The organism is Nitratireductor alexandrii, assembly GCF_004000215.1.
Lineage (GTDB): Bacteria > Pseudomonadota > Alphaproteobacteria > Rhizobiales > Rhizobiaceae > Mangrovimarina > Mangrovimarina alexandrii.
In genome coordinates this window covers 25,589-51,023 of record NZ_RBVY01000004.1, presented here as the reverse complement: position 1 = coordinate 51,023, position 25,435 = coordinate 25,589, and the positions used below count along the sequence as shown (strand labels likewise).

At 65.9% G+C, this 25,435-nt stretch carries 25 protein-coding genes; 6 read left to right on the top strand and 19 right to left on the bottom strand.

All coding sequences use genetic code 11. The features are described 5' to 3' along the window. Positions 1–11 precede the first annotated feature (11 nt). The 17 genes from EP380_RS09715 to EP380_RS09635 all read right to left on the bottom strand — a co-directional run bounded on the left by EP380_RS09715 (position 12) and on the right by EP380_RS09635 (position 15,147). Entirely contained in the window at positions 12–1,529 is a 1,518-nt protein-coding gene (locus EP380_RS09715; protein ID WP_127598299.1) for an NADH-quinone oxidoreductase subunit M, read from the bottom strand. Between the two features lie 3 nt (positions 1,530–1,532). After that, positions 1,533–3,533, bottom strand: coding sequence for an NADH-quinone oxidoreductase subunit L (gene nuoL, locus EP380_RS09710; RefSeq protein WP_127598297.1), 2,001 nt, complete (start codon positions 3,531–3,533; stop codon positions 1,533–1,535). A gap of 1 nt (position 3,534) precedes the next feature. Continuing rightward, positions 3,535–3,843 (bottom strand): NADH-quinone oxidoreductase subunit NuoK, encoded by a 309-nt coding sequence (nuoK, locus tag EP380_RS09705; RefSeq protein WP_106569609.1) that lies wholly within the window; start codon positions 3,841–3,843, stop codon positions 3,535–3,537. Between the two features lie 11 nt (positions 3,844–3,854). Then, positions 3,855–4,475, bottom strand: a complete 621-nt coding sequence (locus tag EP380_RS09700; RefSeq protein WP_127598295.1) for an NADH-quinone oxidoreductase subunit J — start codon at positions 4,473–4,475, stop codon at positions 3,855–3,857. A gap of 115 nt (positions 4,476–4,590) precedes the next feature. Beyond that, positions 4,591–5,082 carry an NADH-quinone oxidoreductase subunit NuoI gene (gene nuoI / locus EP380_RS09695; RefSeq protein WP_106569611.1) on the bottom strand — a complete coding sequence of 164 codons (492 nt, stop codon included), beginning with the start codon at positions 5,080–5,082 and terminating at the stop codon, positions 4,591–4,593. Between the two features lie 2 nt (positions 5,083–5,084). Then, complete coding sequence (locus EP380_RS09690; RefSeq protein WP_127598293.1) at positions 5,085–5,276, bottom strand: hypothetical protein; 192 nt, start codon at positions 5,274–5,276, stop codon at positions 5,085–5,087. Between the two features lies 1 nt (position 5,277). Continuing rightward, a complete protein-coding gene (gene nuoH, locus EP380_RS09685; RefSeq protein ID WP_127598802.1) occupies positions 5,278–6,324 on the bottom strand; it encodes an NADH-quinone oxidoreductase subunit NuoH in 1,047 nt (348 codons plus the stop codon). Positions 6,325–6,333: 9 nt separating this feature from the next. Continuing rightward, entirely contained in the window at positions 6,334–8,415 is a 2,082-nt protein-coding gene (nuoG, locus tag EP380_RS09680) for an NADH-quinone oxidoreductase subunit NuoG (RefSeq protein ID WP_127598291.1), read from the bottom strand. Positions 8,416–8,480: 65 nt separating this feature from the next. Next, on the bottom strand, positions 8,481–9,176 hold the full coding sequence (locus EP380_RS09675) for an NADH-ubiquinone dehydrogenase (RefSeq protein ID WP_238719811.1): 696 nt from the start codon (positions 9,174–9,176) through the stop codon (positions 8,481–8,483). A 79-nt stretch (positions 9,177–9,255) separates the two neighbouring features. Beyond that, a complete protein-coding gene (gene nuoF / locus EP380_RS09670; protein ID WP_106569615.1) occupies positions 9,256–10,560 on the bottom strand; it encodes an NADH-quinone oxidoreductase subunit NuoF in 1,305 nt (434 codons plus the stop codon). 10 nt (positions 10,561–10,570) lie between these two features. Further along, complete coding sequence (locus tag EP380_RS09665; protein ID WP_106569616.1) at positions 10,571–11,767, bottom strand: NADH-quinone oxidoreductase subunit E; 1,197 nt, start codon at positions 11,765–11,767, stop codon at positions 10,571–10,573. Then, a complete protein-coding gene (locus EP380_RS09660; protein WP_106569617.1) occupies positions 11,767–12,957 on the bottom strand; it encodes an NADH-quinone oxidoreductase subunit D in 1,191 nt (396 codons plus the stop codon). Before EP380_RS09660 ends, EP380_RS09665 begins: the two co-directional genes overlap by 1 nt. Then, positions 12,954–13,385 carry a GFA family protein gene (locus tag EP380_RS09655; protein ID WP_106569618.1) on the bottom strand — a complete coding sequence of 144 codons (432 nt, stop codon included), beginning with the start codon at positions 13,383–13,385 and terminating at the stop codon, positions 12,954–12,956. Before EP380_RS09655 ends, EP380_RS09660 begins: the two co-directional genes overlap by 4 nt. Positions 13,386–13,392: 7 nt before the next feature. Then, the gene (locus tag EP380_RS09650; protein ID WP_106569619.1) at positions 13,393–13,578 is read right to left on the bottom strand and encodes a hypothetical protein; all 186 of its coding nucleotides are present in this window, start codon (positions 13,576–13,578) and stop codon (positions 13,393–13,395) included. 15 nt (positions 13,579–13,593) lie between these two features. Continuing rightward, positions 13,594–14,193: an NADH-quinone oxidoreductase subunit C gene (locus EP380_RS09645; RefSeq protein WP_106569620.1), complete on the bottom strand. Its 600-nt coding sequence runs from the start codon at positions 14,191–14,193 to the stop codon at positions 13,594–13,596. 16 nt (positions 14,194–14,209) lie between these two features. Next, positions 14,210–14,791 carry a NuoB/complex I 20 kDa subunit family protein gene (locus EP380_RS09640; protein ID WP_106569621.1) on the bottom strand — a complete coding sequence of 194 codons (582 nt, stop codon included), beginning with the start codon at positions 14,789–14,791 and terminating at the stop codon, positions 14,210–14,212. Beyond that, a complete protein-coding gene (locus EP380_RS09635; protein ID WP_106569622.1) occupies positions 14,782–15,147 on the bottom strand; it encodes an NADH-quinone oxidoreductase subunit A in 366 nt (121 codons plus the stop codon). Before EP380_RS09635 ends, EP380_RS09640 begins: the two co-directional genes overlap by 10 nt. 345 nt (positions 15,148–15,492) lie before the next feature. Between EP380_RS09635 and EP380_RS09630 the strand changes: the two genes are divergently transcribed. Continuing rightward, complete coding sequence (locus EP380_RS09630) at positions 15,493–16,695, top strand: winged helix-turn-helix domain-containing protein (RefSeq protein WP_127598800.1); 1,203 nt, start codon at positions 15,493–15,495, stop codon at positions 16,693–16,695. 131 nt (positions 16,696–16,826) lie between these two features. Here the strand turns inward: EP380_RS09630 and EP380_RS09625 are convergent, their stop codons facing one another. Both EP380_RS09625 and EP380_RS09620 read right to left on the bottom strand, forming a co-directional pair. Further along, positions 16,827–17,234: a DUF6481 family protein gene (locus tag EP380_RS09625; protein WP_106569976.1), complete on the bottom strand. Its 408-nt coding sequence runs from the start codon at positions 17,232–17,234 to the stop codon at positions 16,827–16,829. Positions 17,235–17,455: 221 nt separating this feature from the next. Further along, positions 17,456–17,680 (bottom strand): hypothetical protein, encoded by a 225-nt coding sequence (locus EP380_RS09620; protein WP_106569623.1) that lies wholly within the window; start codon positions 17,678–17,680, stop codon positions 17,456–17,458. 360 nt (positions 17,681–18,040) lie between these two features. Here EP380_RS09620 and topA point away from each other — a divergent pair, with 360 nt between their 5' ends. From topA to EP380_RS09595, 5 genes are read left to right on the top strand one after another with little or no spacing between them, the layout of a single operon-like run. Next, on the top strand, positions 18,041–20,662 hold the full coding sequence (gene topA / locus EP380_RS09615; protein WP_127598289.1) for a type I DNA topoisomerase: 2,622 nt from the start codon (positions 18,041–18,043) through the stop codon (positions 20,660–20,662). After that, complete coding sequence (gene rnr, locus EP380_RS09610; RefSeq protein ID WP_127598287.1) at positions 20,659–22,947, top strand: ribonuclease R; 2,289 nt, start codon at positions 20,659–20,661, stop codon at positions 22,945–22,947. The genes topA and rnr overlap by 4 nt, the downstream gene beginning before the upstream one ends. Then, positions 22,948–23,382, top strand: a complete 435-nt coding sequence (locus tag EP380_RS09605; RefSeq protein WP_106569626.1) for a DUF983 domain-containing protein — start codon at positions 22,948–22,950, stop codon at positions 23,380–23,382. Then, a complete protein-coding gene (locus tag EP380_RS09600) occupies positions 23,379–24,152 on the top strand; it encodes an NUDIX hydrolase (RefSeq protein ID WP_127598285.1) in 774 nt (257 codons plus the stop codon). The genes EP380_RS09605 and EP380_RS09600 overlap by 4 nt, the downstream gene beginning before the upstream one ends. 20 nt (positions 24,153–24,172) lie before the next feature. Then, positions 24,173–25,348: an MFS transporter gene (locus EP380_RS09595; protein WP_127598283.1), complete on the top strand. Its 1,176-nt coding sequence runs from the start codon at positions 24,173–24,175 to the stop codon at positions 25,346–25,348. Positions 25,349–25,435: the final 87 nt, after the last annotated feature.

The window sequence follows — 25,435 nt, the reverse complement described above, 5'->3', positions numbered from 1 at the left end:
GTGTGAAACCCCTACTGCGCCAGCCCGGCCGCTGCGGTGGACTGTCCCGCCTCGATCGAGGCGGTGACGTTGTTGACGAGAGCCTCGACGGAGGCCGCGGTGGCGTCGAAGATCGGCGCCGGATAGACGCCGAAGAAGATGACGAAGATCACCAGCGGATAGATCACCATCTTCTCGCGCATCGACAGGTCGAGCATGCCCTTCAGGCTTTCCTTGGTCAGCTTGCCGAAGATCACGCGGCGGTAGAGCCACAGCGCGTAGGCCGCCGAAAGGATGACGCCGGTGGCCGCAAACAGCGCCACCCAGGTATTGACCTTGAACACGCCGAGCAGCGTCAAAAACTCGCCGACGAAACCGGACGTGCCCGGAAGGCCGACATTGGCCATGGTGAAGATCAGGAACACCACCGCGTATTTCGGCATGTTGTTGACCAGCCCGCCATAGGCCTCGATCTGGCGGGTGTGCATGCGGTCGTAGATGACGCCCACGCACAGGAACAGCGCGCCGGAGACCAGGCCGTGCGACAGCATCTGGAAAATGCCGCCCTGGATGCCCTCCTGGTTGAGCGCGAAGATGCCCATCGTGACGTAGCCCATATGGGCAACCGAGGAATAGGCGATCAGCTTCTTGATGTCCTCCTGCATCAGCGCGACCAGCGAGGTGTAGATGATGGCCACCACCGACAGCGCGAACACGAAGGGCGCGAAATCGGCCGAGGCGAGCGGGAACATCGGCAGCGAAAAGCGCAGGAAGCCGTAGCCGCCCATCTTCAACAGGATGCCGGCCAGGATGACCGAGCCCGCCGTGGGCGCCTCGACATGCGCGTCGGGCAGCCAGGTGTGAACCGGCCACATCGGCATCTTGACCGCGAAGGAGGCGAAGAAGGCGAGCCACAGCCATGTCTGCATGCCGGCGGGGAAATCGTGCGCGAGCAGCGTGGGGATGTCGGTCGTGCCGGCCTGCCAGTACATCGCCATGATGGCCAGAAGCATCAGCACCGAGCCGAGCAGCGTGTAGAGGAAGAACTTGAAGCTGGCATAGACGCGCCGCTTGCCGCCCCACACGCCGATGATGATGAACATCGGGATCAGGCCGGCCTCGAAGAAGACGTAGAACAAGACGATGTCGAGCGCGCAGAACACGCCGATCATCAGCGTCTCCAGGATCAGGAAGGAGATCATGTACTCCTTGACGCGCTTGTCGACCGATTCCCACGAGGCCAGGATGCACAGCGGCATCAGGAAGGTCGTGAGGATGACGAACAGCATCGAGATGCCGTCGACGCCCATGTGATAGGCGATGCCGCCGCCCAGCCATTCGGTCTTCTCGACCATCTGGAAACCGGGATTGGTATTGTCGAAACCGGCCCAGATGAACAGCGACAGCAAAAAGGTGAAGCCGGTCGTGAACAGGGCGACGTTGCGGATGTTACGGCGCGCGGACGCCCCCTCGTCCCGGATCATCAGGATGAGGAAGGCGCCGACCAGCGGCAGGAACGTGACCGTGGTGAGGATGGGCCATTCGGTCATGATTTAGAACGAGCTCCCGAGCATCATCCAGGTGACGAGGGCGGCGACGCCGATCAGCATCGCGAAGGCGTAGTGGTAGAGATAGCCGGTCTGCAGCTTGACCACCTTGTTGGTGACGTCGATGACGCGGGCCGAGACCCCGTCGGGCCCGAGCCCGTCGATCACCTTGCCGTCGCCGGTCTTCCACAGGAAGCGGCCGAGCCGCATGGCCGGCCTGACGAACACGAAATCGTAGAGCTCGTCAAAGTACCATTTGTTGAGCAGGAAGGCGTAGAGGCCCCGGTGCTGCGCGGCGAGCTGCTTGGGCGTCTCCGGCGAGCGGATGTAGAACTGGTAGGCGACCAGCAGCCCCAACAGCATGGCCACGAAGGGCGACAGCTTCACCCACAGCGGCACCTCGTGGAAGTCGTGCAGGATGTGGTTGTCGGGCAGCGTGAACAGCGCCCCCTTCCAGAACGCGTCGTAGCCGTCGCCGACAAAGGCCCCGTAAAAGACCACGCCGGCAAACAGCGCGCCGACCGCCAGGAGGAACAACGGCAGGAGCATGACCGGCGGCGATTCGTGCACGTGGTGCATGACGTCGGCAGACGCGCGCGGCTTGCCGTGGAAGGTCATGAAGATCAGCCGCCAGGAATAGAAGCTGGTGAAGACGGCGGCCACGACCAGCAGCGTGAAGGCGATGGTGGCCATGGCGTTGTGGCCGACAAAGGCGCCCTCGATGATGGCGTCCTTGGAAAAGAAGCCGGCCGTGCCGATGACGGTCGCGGGAATGCCGACGCCGGTCAGCGCCAGCGTGCCGATGATCATCATCCAGTAGGTGGTCGGGATCAGCTTCCTGAGCCCGCCCATCTTGCGCATGTCCTGCTCGTCGGAGACGGCGTGGATGACCGAGCCGGAGCCGAGGAACAGCAGCGCCTTGAAGAAGGCATGCGTGAACAGATGGAAGATCGCGGCGGAATAAAAGCCGAGCCCCAGCGCGACGAACATGTAGCCGAGCTGTGAACAGGTCGAATAGGCGATGACTCGCTTGATGTCGTTCTGCACCAGGCCGACGGTTGCGGCGAAGAAGGCGGTGAAGGCGCCGACGAAGGTGACCACCAGGAGCGCGGTGTGCGACAATTCGAAGATCGGCGACAGGCGCGCGACCATGAACACGCCGGCCGTGACCATGGTGGCGGCATGGATCAGAGCGGAGACCGGCGTGGGGCCTTCCATGGCGTCCGGCAGCCAGGTGTGCAGCGGCACCTGGGCCGACTTGCCCATCGCGCCCAGGAACAGAAGCAGGCAGACCACCGTCAACGCGGCGTGCCGGTCGAGTTCGTAGCCGAGGAAATTCAGCACCGAACCGGCCTGCGCGCCCGCCTCGCCCGCCGCCTCGGCGGCCGGCATGAACGACTGGGTGTTGGCGAAGATGGTGTCGAAATTGACCGAGCCGAACAGTACGAAGACGCCGAAAATGCCGAGGATGAAGCCGAAATCGCCGACCCGGTTGACGACGAAGGCCTTGATGGCGGCGGCGTTGGCGGTCGGTTTCTTGTACCAGAAGCCGATCAGCAGATAGGAGGCAAGGCCGACGCCCTCCCAGCCGAAGAACATCTGCACCAGATTGTCGGACGTCACCAGCATCAGCATGGCGAAGGTGAACAGCGACAGATAAGCGAAGAAGCGCGGCCGGTGCGGGTCGTGGTGCATGTAGCCGATCGAGTAGATGTGGACCAGCGCCGAGACCGTGTTGACGACGACCAGCATGACCACGGTCAGCGTGTCGATGCGGAACGACCAGGCCACGTCGAGCGTGCCGGACTGGATGAAGCGCATGACCGGCACGGTGAACGCCTCGCCATCGCCGAAGCCGACGGTGAAGAACGCGACCCAGGACAGGACGGCCGCGATCACCAGAAAGCCGGAGGTGATGTATTCGCTCGCCTTGGCGCCGATCGAGCGGCCGAACAGGCCGGCGATCAGGAAGCCGAAAAGCGGAAGAAAGACGATGGCGTGATACATGTCAGCCCTTCATCATGTTGACGTCTTCGACGTCGATGGAGCCGCGGTTGCGGAAGAAAACGACAAGGATGGCAAGCCCGATCGCCGCCTCGGCGGCGGCCACCGTCAGCACGAACAGGGCAAAGACCTGACCGACGAGGTCGCCGAGCACCGCCGAGAAGGCGACGAAGTTGATGTTGACGGCCAACAGGATCAACTCGACCGACATCAGGATGATGATGACGTTCTTGCGGTTGAGGAAGATGCCGAACACGCCGAGCGTGAACAGCACGGCCGAGACGGTGAGGAAATGCGCGATACCGATCGTCATGACTGCCCCCGTCAGATGCCCTTGCCGGTTTCCACGTCGACGACCTCGATCGCGGTCTCTGGCGTGCGTGCCACCTGAGCCGGGACCGACTGGCGCTTGACGCCCTCCTTGTGGCGGAGCGTCAGCACGATCGCGCCGATCAACGCCACCAGCAGGACAAGGCCGGCGATCTGGAAGAAATAGATGTAGTCTGTGTAGAGAATGTCGCCGAGCGCGGCCGTGTTGTGGCGCACGTCCGGCGCCGGCGTCGGCTGCGCGACCGCGGTGGCGAGCTCGGGAACAAAGGCGTAGCCGCCGACCACCACGACGATCTCGGCGGCCAGGATCAACCCGACAAGCGCCCCGATCGGCGCATATTGCAGCGCGCCGCGCTTCATCTCGGCGAAATCGACGTCGAGCATCATGACGACGAACAGGAACAGCACCGCAACCGCGCCGACATAGACCACCAGCAGAATCATGGCGAGGAATTCGGCGCCGGTGAGCAGGAACAGCCCGGCGGCGTTAAAAAAGGTCAGGATCAGATAGAGCACCGAATGCACGGGATTGCGCGCGGCGATGACCATGAAGGCCGCCGCCACCGCGATGAAGGCGAACAGATAGAAAAAGATCGCCTCGAGTCCTGTCAGCATGGGTTCCCCCAATTCTCCGCAGCGGGGAAACGCCCCGCATCATTCCGGCCTTTCGCGCCAGGCGAAAACCGCGTTGTCCTTAGACCAGCCGTCCGCGCCCGTCCATGTCGAATGGCTATCTGTAGGGCGAGTCCAACGCAATGTTGCGCGCGATCTCGCGTTCCCAGCGGTCGCCGTTGGCGAGCAGCTTGTCCTTGTCGTAGTAGAGTTCCTCGCGCGTCTCGGTCGCGAACTCGAAATTCGGTCCCTCCACGATCGCGTCGACCGGGCAGGCCTCCTGGCAGAAGCCGCAATAGATGCACTTCACCATGTCGATGTCGTAGCGCACCGTGCGCCGGGTGCCGTCATTGCGCCGCGGCCCGGCCTCGATGGTGATCGCCTGGGCGGGGCAGATCGCCTCGCACAGCTTGCAGGCGATACAGCGCTCCTCCCCATTGGGATAGCGGCGCAGCGCATGCTCGCCGCGAAAGCGGGGCGACACCGGCCCCTTCTCGTGGGGATAGTTGAGCGTGTGCTTGGGCGCGAAGAACTGCCGCATGGCCAGGAAGAACGCGCCGACGAATTCCTTCAAAAGCAGCGACTTTGCGGCTTGGGCGAGCGCTGACATGACTATTCTCCAGCAATCAACGGGGCGATGAAAAAGCCCACGATCGGCAAGAGCACAAGCTGGCTCAGGCCGGTGACGTTCAAGACGCGCTTCGTCTCCGGCAGATCGACGCGCGCGGCCAAAAGCCTCAGCAGCGCGAGGTCGGCTACCGCGATCACGAGCCCGACAAGGGCGCCGATGAGGCCCGCGCCCATCCTATGCCACCAGTCCGGTGAGTTTCAGGAAGGCGGCGGTGGCGACGACCATAAACAGCGAGATCGGCAAAAACACCTTCCAGCCGAGGCGCATCAACTGGTCGTAGCGATAGCGCGGCACAATGGTCTTCACGATGGCGAAGAAGAAGAAGACGAAGCAGATCTTGAGCATGAACCAGACGATTCCGGGCACCCAGGTGAAGGGCGCGAAATCGAACGGCGGCAGCCAACCGCCCAGGAACAGGATCGTCATCAGCGCGCACATCAGCATGATGGCCACGTATTCGCTGAGCATGAACAGCAGGTACGGCGTGGAGGAATATTCGATCATGTGGCCGGCGACCAGCTCCGACTCGGCCTCGACCAGGTCGAAGGGCGGCCGGTTGGTCTCCGCCAGCGCCGAGATGAAGAAGATCACGAACATCGGGAACAGGCCGAGCCAGTGCCAGTCCAAGAAGCTGTTGGGCAGACCGGCCATGGTGCCCAGACCGTCGCGCTGCGACAGGACGATGTCGGTCAGGTTGAGCGAGCCGACGGCCAGAAGCACGGTGACGATGACGAAACCGATCGAGACCTCGTAGGACACCATCTGCGCGGCCGAACGCAACGCGCCGAGGAAGGGATATTTGGAGTTCGAGGCCCAGCCGGCCATGATCACGCCGTAGACCTCGAGCGAGGAGATGGCGAAGATGTAGAGAATGCCGACATTGATGTTGGCGATCACCCAGTTTTCGTCGAACGGCACCACCGCGAAAGTGGCCAGCGCCAGCACGGTGGTAACGAGCGGCGCGAGCAGGAAGACGCCCTTGTTGGCGCCCGAGGGGATCACCGGCTCCTTGACGACGAATTTCAGCAGATCGGCGAAGGACTGCAGCAGCCCCCAGGGGCCGACGACGTTGGGACCGCGCCGCAGCATCACCGCCGCCCAGATCTTGCGGTCGGCGTAGAGGATGAACGCGATGAAGACCAACAGCGCGACGATGACCAGCAAGGACTGACCGACGATGATCAGCCCCGGCAGCACGTAGGTGGTGAAGAAGAGGTCCATCGTCATGCCTTACTCAGCCGCCTGCTTGAAGCCGCCCCTGGCCATGGCGGAACATTCCGCCAGCACGGCAGAGGCGCGGGCGATCGGGTTGGTGAGATAAAAATCGGCCACCGAGGAAGTGAGCGCGCTCTTGTTGAGGCGCCCGCCGGCGGAGGCCAGCCTGGCGACATCGGCCGGGTCGCCGGCGGCGATCCGGTCGATCTCGGCGAAATGCGGATGGTCCCGGTAGAGCGCGGCGCGCAATTGCTGCAGCGAATCGAACGGCAGCTTCTTGCCGAGCACGTCGGACAGCGCCCGCAGGATCGCCCAGTCCTCCTTGGCCTCGCCCGGCGCGAAGCCGGCGCGATTGGTCATCTGCACCCGGCCCTCGGTGTTGACATAGGTGCCGGACTTTTCGGCGTAGGTCGCGCCCGGCAGGATGACGTCGGCGCGATGCGCGCCGGCATCGCCGTGGCTGCCGATATAGACGGTGAAGGCGTCGCCGATCCGGTTCATGTCGAACTCGTCGGCGCCGAGCAGGACCAGGACGTCGAGCGCGCCCATCATTTCGGCCGCGCCCTTGCCGCCGGCCTGCGGCACGAAGCCGAGATCGAGCCCGCCGACGCGCGCGGCGGCGGTGTGGAGCACGCCAAACCCGTTCCAGTCCGCGCCGAGCGCGCCGCACCCGTCGGCGACCTTGGCGGCGAGCCCGAGCAGCGCCGCGCCGTCGGAGCGGGAAAGCGCGCCCTGCCCGACGATCACCATTGGCCGCTTGGCCTTCTTCAGGACCTGGAAGAACTTGCCCTTGCCGCCGGCGAGCTCCTTGAGCGCCTCACCGCCGGAACCCAGCGCCTCGTAGTCGTAGCGCAGATCGCCGACCTCGCCGACGACGCCGACGGGAAAACCGCCCATGCGCCAGCGCTTGCGGATGCGGGCGTTGAGCACGGAGGCCTCGAAGCGCGGATTGGCGCCGACGATCAACAGCGCGTCGGCCTGTTCGATGCCCTCGATGGTGGGGTTGAACAGATAGCCGGCGCGGCCCTTTTTCGGATCGAGCGCGGCGCCGTCCTGGCGGCAGTCAATATTGCCCGAGCCGAGCGCGGCCATGAGCTGCTTGAGCGCGAACATCTCCTCGACCGTCGACAGATCGCCGGCGATCGCGCCGATGCGCTCGGCCGGGGCGGCGGCGACCTTTTCGGCGATCGCGGCGAAGGCCTCGTTCCACGACGCCGGCGCGAGCCGGCCGTCGCGGCGGATATAGGGCCGGTCGAGGCGCTGGGTGCGGATGCCGTCCCACACGAAGCGGGTCTTGTCGGAAATCCACTCCTCGTTCACCTGTTCGTTGACGCGCGGCAGAATGCGCATCACCTCGCGGCCGCGCGTGTCGATCCGGATCGCCGAGCCGACCGCGTCCATGACGTCGATCGATTCGGTCTTCGACAATTCCCACGGCCGGGCCTGAAAAGCGTAGGGCTTGGAGGTCAGCGCGCCGACCGGACACAGATCGATGACGTTGCCCTGAAGCTCCGAGGTCATCGCCTTTTCGAGATAGGTGGTGATCTCGGCATCCTCGCCGCGGCCGATCAGGCCGAGCTCGGAAATGCCGCCGACCTCGGTGGTGAAGCGGATGCAGCGCGTGCAGTGGATGCAGCGCGTCATGATCGTCTTGACCAGCGGGCCGATATATTTGTCCTCGACGGCGCGCTTGTTTTCCTTGAAGCGCGAGGAATCGACGCCGAAGGCCATGGCCTGGTCCTGCAGGTCGCATTCGCCGCCCTGGTCGCAGATCGGGCAATCGAGCGGGTGGTTGATGAGCAGGAACTCCATCACCCCCTCGCGCGCCTTCTTGACCATCGGCGTGTTGGTGAACACTTCCGGCAGCTCGCCGTTCGGGCCCGGACGCAGGTCGCGCACGCCCATGGCGCAGGAGGCGGCCGGCTTGGGCGGCCCGCCCTTCACCTCGACCAGGCACATGCGGCAATTGCCCGCTATCGACAGCCGCTCGTGGAAGCAGAAGCGCGGCACTTCCGCGCCCGCGTCCTCCGCCGCCTGAAGCAGCGTGTAGTGATCGGGCACCTCGATTTCCTTGCCGTCGACCTTGAGTTTCGTCATCTCGTGCCCCCGACGCCGAGCGCCGTTTCGCCTTTCAATCGCCGGGGCAACCCCCGGCCCTTCGCCTAGTTGCCGTTGCCGGCAGACAGTTTCTTCGCCTGGCCGCGCCAGTCGTCACGCTCGATGCGGCCCTTGAAACCGAGCGCCTCGTCGAGGCGCGCGATCTCGTCGTCGGTCAGCGCGGCGACCTGCGCATAGCTGCGGATGCCGCGCCGGTTCAAGACCTGCTCGAGTTTCGGGCCGACGCCCGAAATCGCTTTGAGATCGTCGGCGGCGGTGTCAGCCGCCGGTGCCGCCGCGTCCTCATAGCGCGCCTTGGCGGCGCTCACCCGCGCCGTGTCGTCGGCGATCGCGCGCGCCACCTTGCCGCTGGTTTCGGCAAGGTCGCGGGCCACATGCTCGACATCGGCGGCCAGCGTCTCGACGGCGGCGCGCATGCGCGCGCGCGGCGAGGCCGGCGCCTTGTAGGCCGGTTCGCCGGCAGACCCGTCATCGCCGGCAAGGCCGTGCTCGGACATCCGCCTGGCCGCCTCCATCGAGCCGGCGACAGCGCCCATCCACAGGCCGAAAGCCTGTCCGGCAACGCCGATGCCGATCGCCGTCATCGCCGCGCCGGCGGCCAGCGGATGCGCGGCCAGATTGACGGCACCGCGAAATTCCTTCGGCATCAGCTCGGAAAAATCCTGCGACATCTTTTCCAATCCGGCTTTCACTTCCTTCACATCAGGCAGCAACGCGTGGGGCATGAAATAGGGCGACATGGCCTGTCTCCTTCCGTTTCGGTTTCCCCCGGTCGTTTCCCGTCCCTTCCTGCGCGTGTCCGTGACGTCTTGTCGATCCTTATTCCGCCGCCGCCAGCGCCGGGCGGGCGCGATCGGCATTGCGCGAGAACTCGTCGATGCGGCGCTCGATCTCGGGGCGGAAATGACGCACCAGGCCCTGGATCGGCCAGGCGGCGGCGTCGCCCAGCGCGCAGATCGTGTGGCCCTCGACCTGCTTGGTGACGTCGAGCAGCATGTCGATCTCGCGCTTTTGCGCCTCGCCGCGCACCAGCCGCTCCATCACGCGCCACATCCAGCCGGTGCCCTCGCGGCAGGGCGTGCACTGGCCGCAGCTTTCGTGCTTGTAGAAATAAGACAGCCGCGCGATCGCCTTCACGATGTCGGTCGACTTGTCCATGACGATGACGGCGGCGGTGCCGAGACCGGATTTCAGGTCGCGCAACCCGTCGAAATCCATCGGCGCGTCGACGATCTCGTGCGCCGGAACCAGCGGCACCGACGAGCCGCCGGGAATGACGGCGAGCAGATTGTCCCAGCCGCCGCGAATGCCGCCGCAATGGGTCTCGATCAGCTCGCGGAAGGAAATCGACATCTCCTCCTCGACCGTGCAGGGTGTCTCGACGTGACCCGAGATGCAAAACAGCTTCGTGCCGGCATTGTTCTGGCGGCCGAAGGAGGAGAACCAGGCCGCGCCGCGGCGCAGGATGGTCGGCGCGACCGCGATCGATTCGACATTGTTGACGGTCGTCGGGCAGCCATAAAGACCGACATTGGCCGGGAATGGCGGCTTCAGCCGGGGCTGGCCCTTCTTGCCCTCGAGGCTTTCCAGCAGCGCCGTTTCCTCGCCGCAAATATAGGCGCCGGCGCCGTGATGGACAAAAACGTCGAAATCCCAGCCGTTCTTGTTGTTCTTGCCGAGCAGGCCGGCGTCATAGGCCTCGTCGATGGCGCGCTGCAGCGCCTCGCGCTCGCGGATGAACTCGCCGCGCACATAGATGTAGGCGGCATGCGCGCCCATGGCGAAGCCGGCGATCAGGCAGCCCTCGACCAGCGTATGCGGGTCGTGGCGCATGATGTCGCGGTCCTTGCAGGTGCCGGGCTCGGACTCGTCGGCATTGACGACCAGATAATGCGGCCGGCCGTCCGACTGCTTGGGCATGAAGGACCATTTCAGCCCGGTCGGGAAGCCGGCGCCGCCGCGGCCGCGCAGGCCGGAGGCCTTCATCTCGTCGATGATCCAGTCGCGGCCCTTGGCGATCAGGCCCTTGGTGCCGTCCCAGTGGCCGCGCGCCATCGCGCCCTTCAACGAGGTGTCGAAGCGGCCGTAAATATTGGTGAAGATGCGGTCCTTGTCTTGCAGCATGACTGTCTCCTCACCTCGGCTTCTTGCCGAAAACGCGGACATATTCGGCCTCGCCGCCCTTGGCGAGCGCCTTGGCCTGCTTGATCCACTCCTCGCGCTCGATGCGGCCGTGGAACTTCAGGAACCCGTCGACCCAGGCGCGCTCGGCCTTGGTCCAGCGCGCAACCTGGCCATAGGTGAAGATGCCGAGCTCGTGCAGGGTCTTTTCGATCTTCGGTCCGACTCCGGAAATCAGGCGCAGATCGTCGGGGGCGGCCGGGCGCTCCATGCCGATCGGGCGGTCCTTGTCGAGCAGAGACGGTTTTTGCGGCTTGGCGCTCGCCGACTTGGCGGGGGCCGTGCGGGCCTTGCGCGGCTTGTCGGCCCCCTCCACGGCGGGTTCGGCCTTGTTGGCCGCGCGCCGATCGGCCTTCGGCGCCGACACGCTGGCCGCCTTCTCGCCATTGGCGCTCGCCTTGACCCTGGACGGGGTCTTGACCGCCGGGCTGGTCTCGATGGCGTCGGTCTTCGGCTTTGCCGACTTCGACGGCGGCACCGGATCGCCCTTGGCCTTGCGCGACGCGGACGGCTTGGCGCGCGTCGCCTTCAAAACCGCCTTCTCGTCGGTCAGGCTGGTGAAACCGGTTTCGGGCGCGGAGAAGAAACGCTCGGTCTGCGGGCCGGGCTTGACGTCCTTGCCGTTGCCGGCCGCGAAGGCGTCGATGATCTCGCCGAGCCGCTCGGGCGTCAAATCCTCGTAGCTGTCCTTGAAGATCATGATCATCGGCGCGTTCACGCACGCGCCCTGACACTCGACCTCTTCCCACGACAAGGTGCCGTCGGCATTGGTGTGGAACGGCTCGGGGTGGATCTTGTCGCGGCACACCTGCATCAGCGCCTCGGAGCCGCGCAGCATGCACGGCGTCGTGCCGCAGACCTGGATATGGGCACGGGTGCCGACCGGCTTCAACTGGAACTGAGTGTAGAAGGTGGCAACCTCGAGCGCGCGGATATAGGGCATGTCGAGCATGTCGGCGATCGTCTCGATCGCGGCGCGCGTGACCCAGCCCTCCTGCTCCTGGGCGATCATCAAAAGCGGGATGACGGCGGACTGCTCACGCCCCTTGGGATATTTCTTGACCCATTTCTTCGCCTCCGCCGCGTTCGCACGGTTGAAGGCGAAGGCGGCTGGCTGAACGGCTGGCTCTGCGAGACGGCGGACGCTCATTATCTGTCGACCTCTCCGAAAACGATGTCGAGGGAACCGAGAACGGCGGAGACGTCGGCCAGCATGTGGCCGCGGCACAGAAAATCCATCGCCTGCAAATGGGCAAAGCCCGGCGCGCGCAGCTTGCAGCGATAGGGTTTGTTGGAGCCGTCGGAGACGAGATAGACGCCGAACTCGCCCTTCGGCGCCTCGACGGCGGCATAAACCTCGCCCTCGGGCACCCGGTAGCCCTCGGTATACAGTTTGAAATGATGGATCAGGGCTTCCATCGACCGTTTCATGGCGGCGCGCTTGGGCGGCACGACCTTGCCGTCGGTGTTGGAAACCGGCCCGGTCTTCTGCGTGCCGAGCAGCCGGTCGACGCACTGGCGCATGATGGCGGCCGACTGGCGCATCTCCTCCATGCGGATCAGATAGCGATCGTAGCAATCGCCGTTCTTGCCGATCGGGATCGAGAACTCCATCTCCGAATAACATTCGTAGGGCTGCGCCTTGCGCAGGTCCCAGCGCGCGCCCGACCCGCGCACCATGACGCCGGAAAAACCCCAGTCCCAGGCGTCGTCGAGCTTGACCACGCCGATGTCGACATTGCGCTGCTTGAAGATACGGTTGTCGGTCAGGAGATCGTCGAGATTCTTGACCGTGGTCATGAACGGATCGATCCAGTTGCCGATGTCCTCGACGAGCTGGTCGGGAATGTCCTGATGCACGCCACCGGGGCGGAAATAGGCGGCATGCATGCGCGCCCCGCAGGCGCGCTCGTAAAACACCATCAGCTTTTCGCGCTCCTCGAAGCCCCACAGAGGCGGGGTGAGCGCACCGACGTCCATCGCCTGGGTGGTGACGTTCAACAGATGCGACAGGATGCGGCCGATCTCGGAAAACAGCACCCGGATCACCTGGCCGCGCTTGGGCACCTCGATCTCGAGCAGCCGCTCGACGGCGAGCGCGAAGGCGTGTTCCTGGTTCATCGGCGCGACATAGTCGAGCCGGTCGAAATAAGGCACGGCCTGCAGATAGGTCTTGTGCTCGATCAGCTTTTCGGTGCCGCGATGCAAAAGGCCGATATGCGGATCGACGCGCTCGACCACCTCGCCGTCGAGCTCCAGCACCAGGCGCAGAACGCCGTGCGCGGCGGGATGCTGCGGGCCGAAATTGATGTTGAAGTTGCGGACGGAATGCTCGGTCATTGCGCGCCCTCGCTGGAATTCGGCGCAAACAGCGCGAAAACTTCGGCCTCGGTCATGGTGCGCGTCTCGTTGGCGAAACTGTAATTGGCGGGCTTGCGATCGATAAAGATCTGGCTGTCGAAGCGGAACGCCTCCGGATCGTCGAAAGCGTGGATCGACACGTGCTGGTTGGCGCCGTCCTGGGTCTGCCACAGAAGGGTCGCGCCGCAGGACCGGCAGAAAAGCCGCTCGCCCCAATCCGAGCCGCGATAACGGCCGAGCGCCTCTTCGGCCTCGAAGCGCACGCTCGAGCCGCAGTCGGTCGACATGAAGGTGCCGCCCGTCCAGCGCCGGCACATGCCGCAATGACACACACCCATGGTCTCACCGACCGGGGTGGCGGTAAAACGCACCGCGCCGCAAAGACATTGTCCGCTGAGCGTCGTCATCGGCCGATCACCCCTGCCCGAACAGCGCGCCGCCGCCAAACAGCCACAGCGCCAGACCGGCGACGGTCAACGCCACCAAAATCTTGCCGACCGTGTCGTTGACGAACGGCCGACCCGCGATCCGCGTCCACACATACCACACCGCGCCAACCACGATCGCCGCGAGAAGGATAAGGACGACAAGGCGCGCCATGGCGGTTCATCCCCATCACTTGGCCTTCTCGTCGCCGGGCAGCACGTAGTCGGTGCCTTCCCAGGGCGAGAGGAAGTCGAAATTGCGGAATTCCTGCTTCAATTCGACCGGCTCGTAGACGACGCGCTTGGCCTCGTCGTCGTAGCGCACCTCGACAAAGCCGGTGAGCGGAAAATCCTTGCGCAGGGGATGGCCCTCGAAGCCGTAATCGGTCAACAGGCGGCGCAGGTCGGGATGGCCCGAAAACAGGATGCCGTAGAGATCGTAGGCCTCGCGCTCGAACCAGTCCGCCCCCGGATAGACCGGGGTGGCGGAGGGAACGGGCGTGTCCTCGTCGGTCATGACACGAAGGCGCACGCGCAGGTTCTGGCGCGGCGACAACAGGTGATAGACCACGTCGAAGCGCTTTTCGCGCGCCGGATAGTCGACGCCGCAAATGTCGATCATGGAGACGAACTGGCACTGGACGTCGCGCTTGAGGAAGGCGAGCACTTCCAGCACGTCGCCCGGCGCCACCGTCAGCGTGAGTTCGCCGAAGGCCACGACAGCATCCTCGATACGCCCGTCGAGGCGTTCGGACACGTAGGCGGCCAGGTCTTTCAGCGCTTCGCTCATTTGCCGATCCCGAAATCTAGCGCTCGATCGTGCCGGTGCGGCGGATCTTCTTTTGCAGAAGCAAGATGCCGTAAAGCAGCGCCTCCGCCGTGGGCGGGCAACCGGGCACGTAGATGTCGACCGGCACCACCCGGTCGCAGCCGCGCACCACCGAATAGGAATAATGGTAGTAGCCGCCGCCATTGGCGCACGAGCCCATCGAGATGACGTAACGCGGCTCGGGCATCTGGTCATAGACCTTGCGCAGCGCCGGCGCCATCTTATTGGTCAGCGTGCCGGCCACGATCATGACGTCGGACTGGCGCGGGCTGGCGCGCGGGGCGACGCCGAAGCGCTCGGCGTCGTAGCGCGGCATCGACACATGCATCATCTCGACCGCGCAGCAGGCCAGGCCGAAGGTCATCCACATCAGCGACCCCGTGCGCGCCCAGGTGACGAGCGATTCCGAAGAGGTGACGAGAAAACCCTTGTCGGCCAGCTCGCTGTTGATGTCGCCGAAAAACGCGTCGTCGGCGCCGATCGGCTTGCCCGTGTTCGGATCGATGATGCCCTTGGGCCGCGGGGCGACGAGGGTGTCTGAACCGGAGGTCAATCCCATTCCAGCGCTCCCTTTTTCCATTCGTAGATAAAGCCGATCGTCAGGACGGCAAGGAAGACCATCATCGACCAGAAGCCGAGCCAGCCGATCTCGCCGAACGACACCGCCCAGGGAAACAGGAACGCGACCTCGAGGTCGAAGATGATGAACAGGATCGATACCAGATAGAACCGCACGTCGAACTTCATGCGCGCGTCGTCGAAGGCGTTGAAGCCGCATTCATAGGCGGAGAGCTTTTCGGGATCCGGGTTCTGGTAGGCGACGATGAAGGGCGCCGCCAGCAGGGCAATGCCGATGACAAGCGCCACGCCGATGAAAATCACGATCGGGAGATATGAAACGAGGAGTTCGTTCATTGCCCAGCCTTCCGGAGCCTTTCCGCGCCTTTTGCCGCCCTTCGGCGCGCTCAAGGCGCCGAAAATCGTCGGGCGACGCGACGGAGTTCATGCTCATGTTGCAACGCGGCGACGGTTAGCGCAGCCATCACAGCGAAGCAAGTCAAACCTTGGCAAAATCGCGGTAGCCCGCCTCGCCCCCCAACCGCGAGGCGGACGGCGGGGCGCGCCACAAGCCCGCACCGGGCCTGATGACAGGATTGGCAGCAGACGGCCGCGCCGCCGCCGCTTTCGGGTTGACGGGAGGGCATACGCGTCGTCTCGTCGCACGAACCGTCATCGCCCCCGGAAACCATGCCGCGCATCATGAAAGACAGCCTGTCGCTCGCCGCCGCCCGGCGCATCGCACTCGCCGCCCAGGGTTTTGCCGATTCGCGACCGCCACAGGTCGGCGACTTCCGGCCGATAGGCCGGGTGCTGCGCCATACCGGCCTGTTGCAGATCGATTCCGTCAGCGCCGTGGTGCGGGCGCACTACATGCCCGCCTTCTCGCGGCTCGGCCCCTACCCGATGGCGCTGATCGATCGGGCCGCCTGGAAGCGGCCGCGCCGGCTGTTCGAATATTGGGCGCACGAAGCCTCGCTGCTGCCGGTGGAGATGTGGCCCTATATGCAGTGGCGGATGGACAAGGCGCGCCGCAACCAGGGCATCTACAAAGGCCTGGCCGCGTTCGCGCGGGAAAACCGCGCCTATATCGAGCGCATTTACCAGGAGGTCGCCGCGCGCGGACCGATCGCGGCGTCCGATTTCGAGGATCAGAAGGGCAGCGGCGGCTGGTGGGGCTGGAGTGAGGTCAAACAGGCGCTGGAATGGCTTTTTTGGGTCGGCCGGATCACGACCGCGACGCGTCGCGGGTTCGAGCGCTGCTACGACCTTCCCGAACGGGTCATTCCCGCCGCGATCCACGACGCCAAAACACCCGAGCCGGCCGACGCGATACGCCATCTGCTGCGCGTGTCGGCGCGCGGGCTCGGCGTGGCCACGGCCGCCGATCTGCGCGACTATTTCCGGCTGTCGCCCAAAGACGCCGACCCGCGGCTTGACGAACTGGTCGAGACCGGCGACCTGCTGCCGGTGCGCGTGGAGGGCTGGTCGCAGAAAGCCTTCCTGACCAAGGATGCGCGCACGCCGCGACGGGTCGGCGGCCAGGCACTGCTGGCGCCGTTCGATCCGCTTGTGTGGGAACGCGGGCGTGCGCAAAGACTGTTCGGCTTCCGCTACCGCATCGAGATCTACACCCCAGCCGACAAGCGGGTGCACGGCTATTACGTGCTGCCGTTCCGGCTCGGCGAAGCGATCGTGGCGCGCCTTTGCGTCAAGGCCGACCGCGCGGCGTCGACGCTGCGGGTCAATACCGCCTTCGCAGAGCCGCACGCGCCGGCCCATACCGCCGAGGCGCTGGCCGGCGAACTGCGCAGCCTGGCGCACTGGCTGGGCCTGGAGCGCGTCGAAACGCGGGCGCAGGGCGACCTGGCCGACCCGCTGGCCGACGCGCTGCGGTCAGGCTGAGGCCGGCTCGGCCGAGCCCGCGCCAACGCCAAGACGCGCGGCGACCGCGATCGCCACGCCGGTCTTCGGACCGTGCGCCAAACGACGGGGATAGTCGACCGCGACAGCCGGGAGCCGCCGCAGAGCGGACCTCAGCCGATCTTGCGCACCCGCGCCTTGCGGGCGGCGTAACGCGCGTCACGCTTAGCCTTGAGGGCGGCGTCGTCGACGAGGCTCTCGGCACGCTTGGCCAATTCCTCGGCGCGGCGTTGCTGCTCCAGACGACGCTCTTCTTCCTCGCGCGCCAGTCGCTCGGCCTCGAGCGCGGCCTCGCGCTCGGCCTTCAGGCGCGCTTCCTCGGCGCGCTTGGCCTGCCGCTCGGCTTCACGTTGCTTGCGGCGCTGTTCACGCGCCTCCGCAATCGCCTTGCGCTCGGCGATACGCGCCTGCACGGCCGGGTCGTCTTCGCTGGGTCTGTTCTTGAACTTTTCCAGAAGCGCGGCCTTGGCGGCCATCGCGTCGTTGCGTCTTTGGACGAAATCCTTGTCCTGCTTCTTCAATTCCAACCTTTAATCTTTCTGCTGATCCGATTGCGGCGCATACATGCTGCGAGGGGAACTCCGGATCAAGCCCCCAAGGCGATCTTTTTGACCGCTCCACCGATTTGGACGGCGAAACACCGCCTATCGCCGCCGCGTCACGGCGACACAAGCCGGCCGGCCGTCAATCCGGAAGGACAGGCCCGGCGGCGCGACGGCGCCTCGACAAAACTATTGCGGGATTATTGCCGGCGCGTGCCGTGCGGGCTCGAATAGGGGTCGTCGCCGCCATTGTTGCGCCGGGATCTTTCGCCGCGATTGATGTCGCTGGCTTCGACATAGGCCATTTCGATCAGATATGCGAGCATTTCCAACTGTTCCGCCTCGGCCATGGTCCGCAACTGTGCCAGCATAGACTGCATGAAGTCCAGCGTCTCGGTTCTGCGGTAGGTCCGGTTCTGCGTCATTGCGAAATGGCCAGCACCTTTTGTTTTTCTTATTCGATAATCGTTGGTCCGTTTCGATAGTCGTTGATCCGTGCGTTGAAGTATGCGTCGGCACAAGGGCGATCCGCCCCGGCAGGGCCTGCCTGGCGACGACTTGTCGCCCTTTTTGCACTTCTACAACTACACTTAGCATCGTCACTTTGGGTTGTAAATCTCCATGCGCGCACCCCGATGCAAATCCCTGGTTGCCGAAGCTCCAATTTGGGTGCCGGGACTTGACCCCGCCCGAAAGCCCCGCCATGTGACGCACTGATTTGGCCCAAGAACGGCGTGCACGGACACATTCCGGCGCCGGCGGCGCCACAGGGACATCGCATAGATATGGACGTCGTCATCGTCGAATCGCCGGCCAAGGCGAAAACAATCAACAAATATCTCGGTCGGGATTATAAGGTTCTGGCGTCGTTCGGCCATGTGCGCGACCTGCCGGCCAAGGACGGCTCGGTGCTGCCGGACGAGGATTTTTCGATGTCCTGGCAAGTCGACGGCCCCGCCTCCAAGCGGCTGAGCGATATCGCCAAGGCGGTCAAGGAGGCCGACGGCCTGGTGCTCGCCACCGACCCGGATCGCGAAGGCGAGGCCATTTCGTGGCACGTGCTGGAGGTGCTGCGCCAAAAACGCGCCCTGAAGGACAAGCCCGTGCGGCGCGTGGTCTTCAACGCGATCACAAAAAAGGCCGTGCTCGACGCGATGGCCAATCCGCGCGACATCGACGTGCCGCTGGTCGACGCCTATCTCGCCCGGCGGGCGCTCGACTATCTGGTCGGCTTCACGCTGTCGCCGGTGCTGTGGCGCAAGCTGCCCGGCGCCCGCTCGGCCGGGCGCGTGCAGTCGGTGGCGCTGCGGCTGGTGTGCGACCGCGAGGCGGAAATCGAGCGTTTCGTGCGCCAGGACTATTGGCAGATCGCCGCCAGCCTGACGACGCCGCGCCAGGAAGGTTTCGAGGCCCGGCTGACCGCCTTCGACGGCAAAAAACTGCAAAAGCTCGACATCGACAGCCAGGAGCAGGCCGACACCATCAAGGCGATGCTGGACGCGGCCTCGTTCACGGTCGCCGACGTCGAAGCCAAACCCACCCGCCGCAACCCGCCGCCGCCCTTCACCACCTCGACGCTGCAGCAGGCGGCCTCCTCGCGCCTGGGATTTTCGGCCTCGCGCACCATGCAGGTCGCGCAACGGCTTTATGAAGGCCTGGACGTCGACGGCGAAACCACCGGCCTGATCACCTATATGCGAACCGACGGCGTCCAGATCGCGCCGGAGGCGATCGAGGCCGCGCGCGGCGCGATCGCCGACACGTTCGGCGCCTCCTACGTGCCAGACAAGCCCAGGGTCTATTCGACCAAGGCCAAGAACGCCCAGGAGGCGCACGAGGCGATCCGCCCGACGGATTTCTCGCGCACGCCGGAGCAGATGCGCGCGATCCTGGACAGTGACCAGGCGCGGCTTTACGACCTGGTGTGGAAACGCGCCATCGCCAGCCAGATGAACGCCGCCGAGATCGAGCGCACGACCGTGGAGATCGAGGCGCGCGAGGGCGCCCGCATGGCGGGGCTGCGCGCCGTCGGCTCGGTGGTCAAGTTCGACGGGTTCCTGGCCGCCTATGCCGACCGGCGCGACGAGGACAGCGAAGACGAGGAGGACCGCCGGCTGCCGCAGATCGAGGCCGGCGAGAGCGTCGCCCGCGACAAAATCGATGTCACCAAGCACACGACCGAGCCGCCGCCGCGCTATTCGGAAGCCTCGCTGATCAAGAAGATGGAAGAGCTCGGCATCGGCCGGCCCTCGACCTATGCCGCGACGCTGAAGACGCTGGAGGATCGCGGCTATGTCGAGATCGACAAGCGCCGGCTGATCCCGGAGGCCAAGGGGCGGCTGGTGATCGCCTTTCTGGAAAGCTTTTTCGAGCGCTACGTCGAATACGACTTCACCGCCGCGCTGGAGGAAAAGCTCGACGAGATTTCCGACGGCAAGCTCGCCTGGAAGGACGTGCTGCGCGAATTCTGGCGCGATTTTTCGGCCGCGGTCGCCGACATCAAGGAACTGCGCGTCACCGAGGTGCTCGACGCGCTCAACGAGGAACTGGCGCCGCTGGTGTTTCCGGCCCGCGAGGACGGGGGCGAGCCCCGCGCCTGCCCGCGCTGCGGCACCGGCCAGCTTTCGCTGAAGCTCGGACGCTACGGCGCCTTCGTCGGCTGCTCCAACTATCCCGAATGCGGCTATACGCGCCAGCTCGGCGACGGCGCCGACGGCAACGGCGCGAGCGGCGACACCGGCGACAAGGCGCTGGGCGTCGATCCCTACACGGATGAGCCGATCGCGCTGAAATCGGGCCGGTTCGGCCCCTATGTTCAGCGCGGCGAAGGCAAGGAGGCCAAACGGTCCAGCCTGCCCAAGGGCTGGACGCCGGACACGATCGACCTGGAGCGCGCGCTCGCGCTGCTGTCGCTGCCGCGCGATGTCGGCCAACATCCCGAGACGCAAAAAATGATCTCGGCCGGAATCGGCCGTTACGGGCCGTTCCTGTTGCATGACGGCACCTATGCCAATCTCGAATCGGTCGAGGACGTCTTCAGCGTCGGCATCAACCGGGCCGTCACGGTGCTGGCCGAAAAGCAGGCCAAGGGCGGCGCGCGGCGCGGCGCGGCCACGGTTTTGAAGGATCTCGGCGACCATCCAGACGGCGGCGGCAAGGTGACCGTGCGCGACGGGCGCTACGGGCCTTACGCGAATTTCGGCAAGGTCAACGCCACCCTGCCGAAAGGCAAGGATCCGGCCAGCGTCACGCTCGAGGAGGCGGTCGCGCTGATCGCCGAACGGGCCGGCAAGACAAAGTCGGGCGGCGCGAAGAAGACAAGCAAGGCCAAGAAGCCCGCCGCCGGCAAGACCGGCGCGAAGACCAAGAAAACCGCCAAGGCGGGCGGCCCATCGGACGCTTCGTGAGCCGCGGCGCGAAAGGATCCCAACCAGGCGGCGGCAAGGACGTCGCCCGCCCGGCGCGCGAGGACGTGCTGCGCTTCATCGCCGACAATCCCGAACGGGCGACCAAGCGCGATATCGCCAAGGCCTTCAAGCTCAAGGGCCAGGACCGGATCTGGCTGAAGCAGTTGCTGCGCGAGTTCGAGGCCGAGGGCCTGCTGGCCAAGCAGGGCAAGAAGCTGAGCCGGCCGGGCGCGCTGCCGCCGGTCGCCGTGCTCGACATCTTTGGCCGGGATGCCGATGGCGGCCTGCTGGCCCGCCCGTCGGAAAGCCGCGAGGAAGACGGGGAGCCCGTGGTGATCTCGGTCGGTCAGGCGCGCGGCGGCAAGGCGACCACGGCAGGCGTCGGCGACCGCGTTCTGGCGCGTCTTTTCATGCGCGAGCGGCCGGACGGGCCCGCCTATACCGCGCGGGTGATGAAGGTGTTCGACAAGCGCCGCGACGCCATCCTGGGCGTGATCGCCAAGCGCGAGGACGGGGGTTTTGTCGCCCAGCCGGTCGAACGGCGCCAGCCGGAAGTCGAGATCGACGCGTCCTTCCTGAACGGCGCCGAAACCGGCGACCTTGTCGAACTGGAAACCCGCCGCCCGAACCGCTACGGCCCGGCGCGCGGCAAGGTGCTCGCCGTGATCGGGTCGCTGACCAGCGAAAAGGCGGTGTCGATGATCGCGCTGCACGCGCACGACATTCCGCATGTGTTTCCCGCCGAGGTACTGGGCGAGGCCGAGGCCGCCGAACCGGCGGGCATGGCCGGCCGGGAGGACTGGCGCGACGCGGCGCTGGTGACCATCGACCCGGCCGATGCGAAAGACCACGACGACGCCGTCTGCGGCCATGCCGACGACGATCCGGCCAATCCGGGCGGCGTGGTCGCCACGGTGGCGATCGCCGATGTCGCGGCCTATGTGCGCACCGGCTCGGCCCTCGACCGCGAGGCGCAGAAACGCGGCAATTCGGTCTATTTTCCGGACCGGGTGGTGCCGATGCTGCCCGAGCGCATCTCCAACGATCTGTGCTCGCTGCGCGAGGGCGAGGACCGACCGGCGCTGGCGGTGCGCATGGTGTTTGCCGCCGACGGGCGCAAGCTCAGACATTCCTTCCACCGCGTCATGATGCGCTCGGCGGCCAGGCTCGCCTATCCGCAGGCGCAGGCCGCCATAGACGGCGCCCCGGACGACAAGACGGCGGCGCTGCTCGACACCGTGCTGAAACCGCTGTGGGAGACCTATGCGGTGCTCAAACGCGGACGCACGGCCCGCAAGCCGCTGGAACTCGACCTGCCGGAACGCAAGATCCTGCTCGACGACGAGGGCAAGGTCGATCGCGTCATGGTGCCGGAGCGGCTCGAGGCGCACAAGCTGGTCGAGGAGTTCATGATCCAGGCCAATGTCGCGGCCGCCGAGACGCTGGAGGCCAAGCGCCAGGCCCTGGTCTACCGCACCCACGACGCGCCCTCGCTGGCCAAGCAGGAATCGCTGCGCGAGTTTTTGAAAACGCTCGGCCTGTCGCTGGCGCGCGGCGCGCAACTGCGCCCGGCGCAGTTCAACACCATTCTGGAGCGCGTGCGCGGCGAGGACCACGAACAACTGGTCAACGAGGTGGTGCTGCGCTCGCAAAGCCAGGCCGAATACGCGCCCGACAATATCGGCCATTTCGGCCTCAATCTGAAACGCTACGCCCATTTCACCTCGCCGATCCGCCGCTACGCCGACCTGATCGTCCACCGGGCGCTGATCGCCGCGCTGGGGCTGGGCAAGGACGGGCTGACGCCGGGCGAAGAAGCGCGGCTGGACGACATCGCCGCCCTGATCTCGGCGGCCGAACGCCGCGCCATGGCGGCCGAGCGCGACACGGTCGACCGGCTGATCGCCGGCCATCTGGCCACCCGCCGCGGCGACACGTTCGAGGCGCGCGTGTCGGGCGTGACCAAGGCGGGACTATTTGTCCAATTGCCGGCATACGGCGCGGATGGCTTCATACCGGTGTCGTCGCTCGGTGGCGACTACTATATATACGATGAAACGGCGCATTCGCTCGTCGGCGACAGGAGTTCGAAAGGTTTCCGCCTGGGCGACCGGGTCGATGTCAGGCTGGTCGAGGTCGCGCCGCTGGCGGGCGCCCTGCGCTTCGAGATGCTCAGCGACGCGCGCCCCCTGCCACCGGCCACACGCTCCTTCCACAAGGCGAAAAACCGGGCACACACACGATCATCGCGGCGCACCAGCCGGGCCCGCGACAGGAGAACATAGATGGACGCACGGAAATTCGGCGGCGCGGCCGCGACAAAGACAACCGACCGGCCGCTGTGGCAGGCGATGAAGCGCGGCTTTCTGGGGCGCTGCCCCAAATGCGGCGAAGGCCGCATGTTCGCCCGCTTCCTGCGCACCGCCGAACGCTGCGATGCCTGCGGCGAGGAATTTCACCATCACCGCGCCGACGACCTGCCGGCCTATCTGGTCGTGGTCGTCGTCGGCCACGTGATCGTGGGCGCCTTCATGGGCGTGGAAGCGACGACGACGTTGTCGACCTGGCAGCATCTGGCGATCTGGGTGCCGATCACGATCCTGTCGGCGCTGGCGCTGCTGCAACCGACCAAGGGCGCGGTCGTGGGGCTGCAATGGGCGCTGCGCATGCACGGTTTCGGCGGGCCCGCCGAAGAACTCGAGACCCATCCGGAATTATGAGCGGGCGCAAGCGGGAGAGCCGGAACGTGAAGGACGGCATGAGCCGGGCCGACGTGGACCGGGTCGAATCGAAGGATTTCGCCCTCGGCGGCAAGCCGATGCGCCCGCGCGACGCCGCAACGCTGATCCTGCTCGACCGCGACGGCGCCGAAACCCGCGTCCTGCTCGGCCGGCGGCACCGGGCGCACGCCTTCATGCCGGGCAAATTCGTGTTTCCGGGCGGCCGCACAGACCCGACCGACAGCCGCGTGGCGATCGCCGCGCCGCTGCATCCGGACGAGGAGCAGCGCATCGCCGGCACCGGCGCACGCGCCACCCCGGCCCGGGCACGCGCCATCGCGCTGTCGGCGATCCGCGAGGCCTACGAGGAGGCCGGCCTGCTGATCGGGCGGCGCGAAGCCTTCCAGACCCGGCATTCCGGCTGGCAGGGTTTTGCCGAGCACGGCGTGCAACCGGCGCTCGACCGGCTGCGCTTCGTCGCCCGCGCCATCACCCCGCCCGGAAGGGTGCGGCGCTTCGACACCCGCTTCCTGGCCGCCTGGCGCTCCGACGTCGCCTGCGAGCTCGACGATGGCGGGCCGACCAACGAGCTCGAGGAGCTGGTCTGGCTGCCGCTGTCGCAGGCCAGAGAGGCCGATATTCCCGCCATCACGCGCACCGTGCTCGACGAATTGCAGGCCCGGCTGAAAGACGACCCCGAGCTCGAGCCGGGCCGCGAGGTGCCGTTTTACCGCATGCTTCACAACCGCTTCGTGCGGGCCATGATCTGACCGGCGGAAAAATCAGCACGATGGCGGGGGGCGCTGCGGCGGACGAGGAAATCGAAACGGTGCGCTGGCTGGCGCTCGGCGCGGCCATCGCCTCGATCAGCGCCGTGGGCATGGCGATCGGCCTGGGCGTGCCGCTGCTGAGCGTGATCCTGGAAAATCGCGGCTTCTCGGCCACCGCGATCGGGCTCAACACCGGCGTAGCCGGTCTCGCCTCGATCGCCATGGCGCCGCTGGCGATCCCGATCGCGGCGCGGTTCGGCGTCGTGGCGACCATGCTGGTGGCGATCGTGGCCGGCGCCTTTTCCTTTATCGGGTTTTACTTCGCGACGGATTTCTGGATGTGGTTTCCGCTGCGCGTCGTGCTGCATGCGGCGATCACCGCGCTGTTCATCCTGTCGGAATTCTGGATCAGCGCCTCGGCCCCGCCGCACAAGCGCGGCCTGGTGCTGGGCATCTACGCCACCGTGCTGTCGCTGGGCTTCGCCTTCGGACCGTGGCTGTTTTCGCGCCTGGGCAGCGACGGCATCCTGCCGTTCGTGGTCGGCTTCACCATCACGCTGGCATCGGCGGTGCCGGTGGTCGCGGCCTGGCGCGAAAGCCCGGCCATCGGCGGCGCGGCCCGTCGCGGCAGCTTCTTGAGCTATGTCTTCCTGGTTCCGACCGCGACCGCGGCGGTGCTGGTGTTCGGCGCGGTGGAGACCGGCGGGTTCGCGCTTTTTCCCGTCTACGGCAACCGGATCGGCTATTCGGAGGCCGACGCCGCGCTGCTGTTGACGATGATCGGGCTTGGAAACGTGCTGCTGCAGATTCCGATCGGCATGATCAGCGACCGCATGGCCGACCGGCGCACCCTGTTGGCGGTGTGCGCGGCGATCGGGCTCGCCGGCATGATCGTTTTGCCGATGGTGTCGCTCGACTGGTATGTGGTGGCCGCGGTTTTGTTCGTGTGGGGCGGCGTGGTGGCCGGGCTCTACACGGTGGGGCTTGCCCATCTCGGGGCGCGCCTGACAGGGCGTGACCTCGCCTCGGCCAACGCCGCCTTCGTGTTCTGCTACGGGCTCGGCATGCTGGTCGGGCCGCAGGTGACCGGCATCGGCATGGATATTCTGGGCGCGCACGGCTTCGCGTGGTCGCTGGCGCTGTTCTTCGTGTGCTATCTGGCGCTGGTGGCGGCGCGGCTGCGCGGCCGCGGCTGAGGGCATGGCAAGCCTTGCGGCCACAAACGCGATTTACTCACGCGCGATTTCGCGCTTTGATCCAATCCGAACCGCTATGGGAGCAAG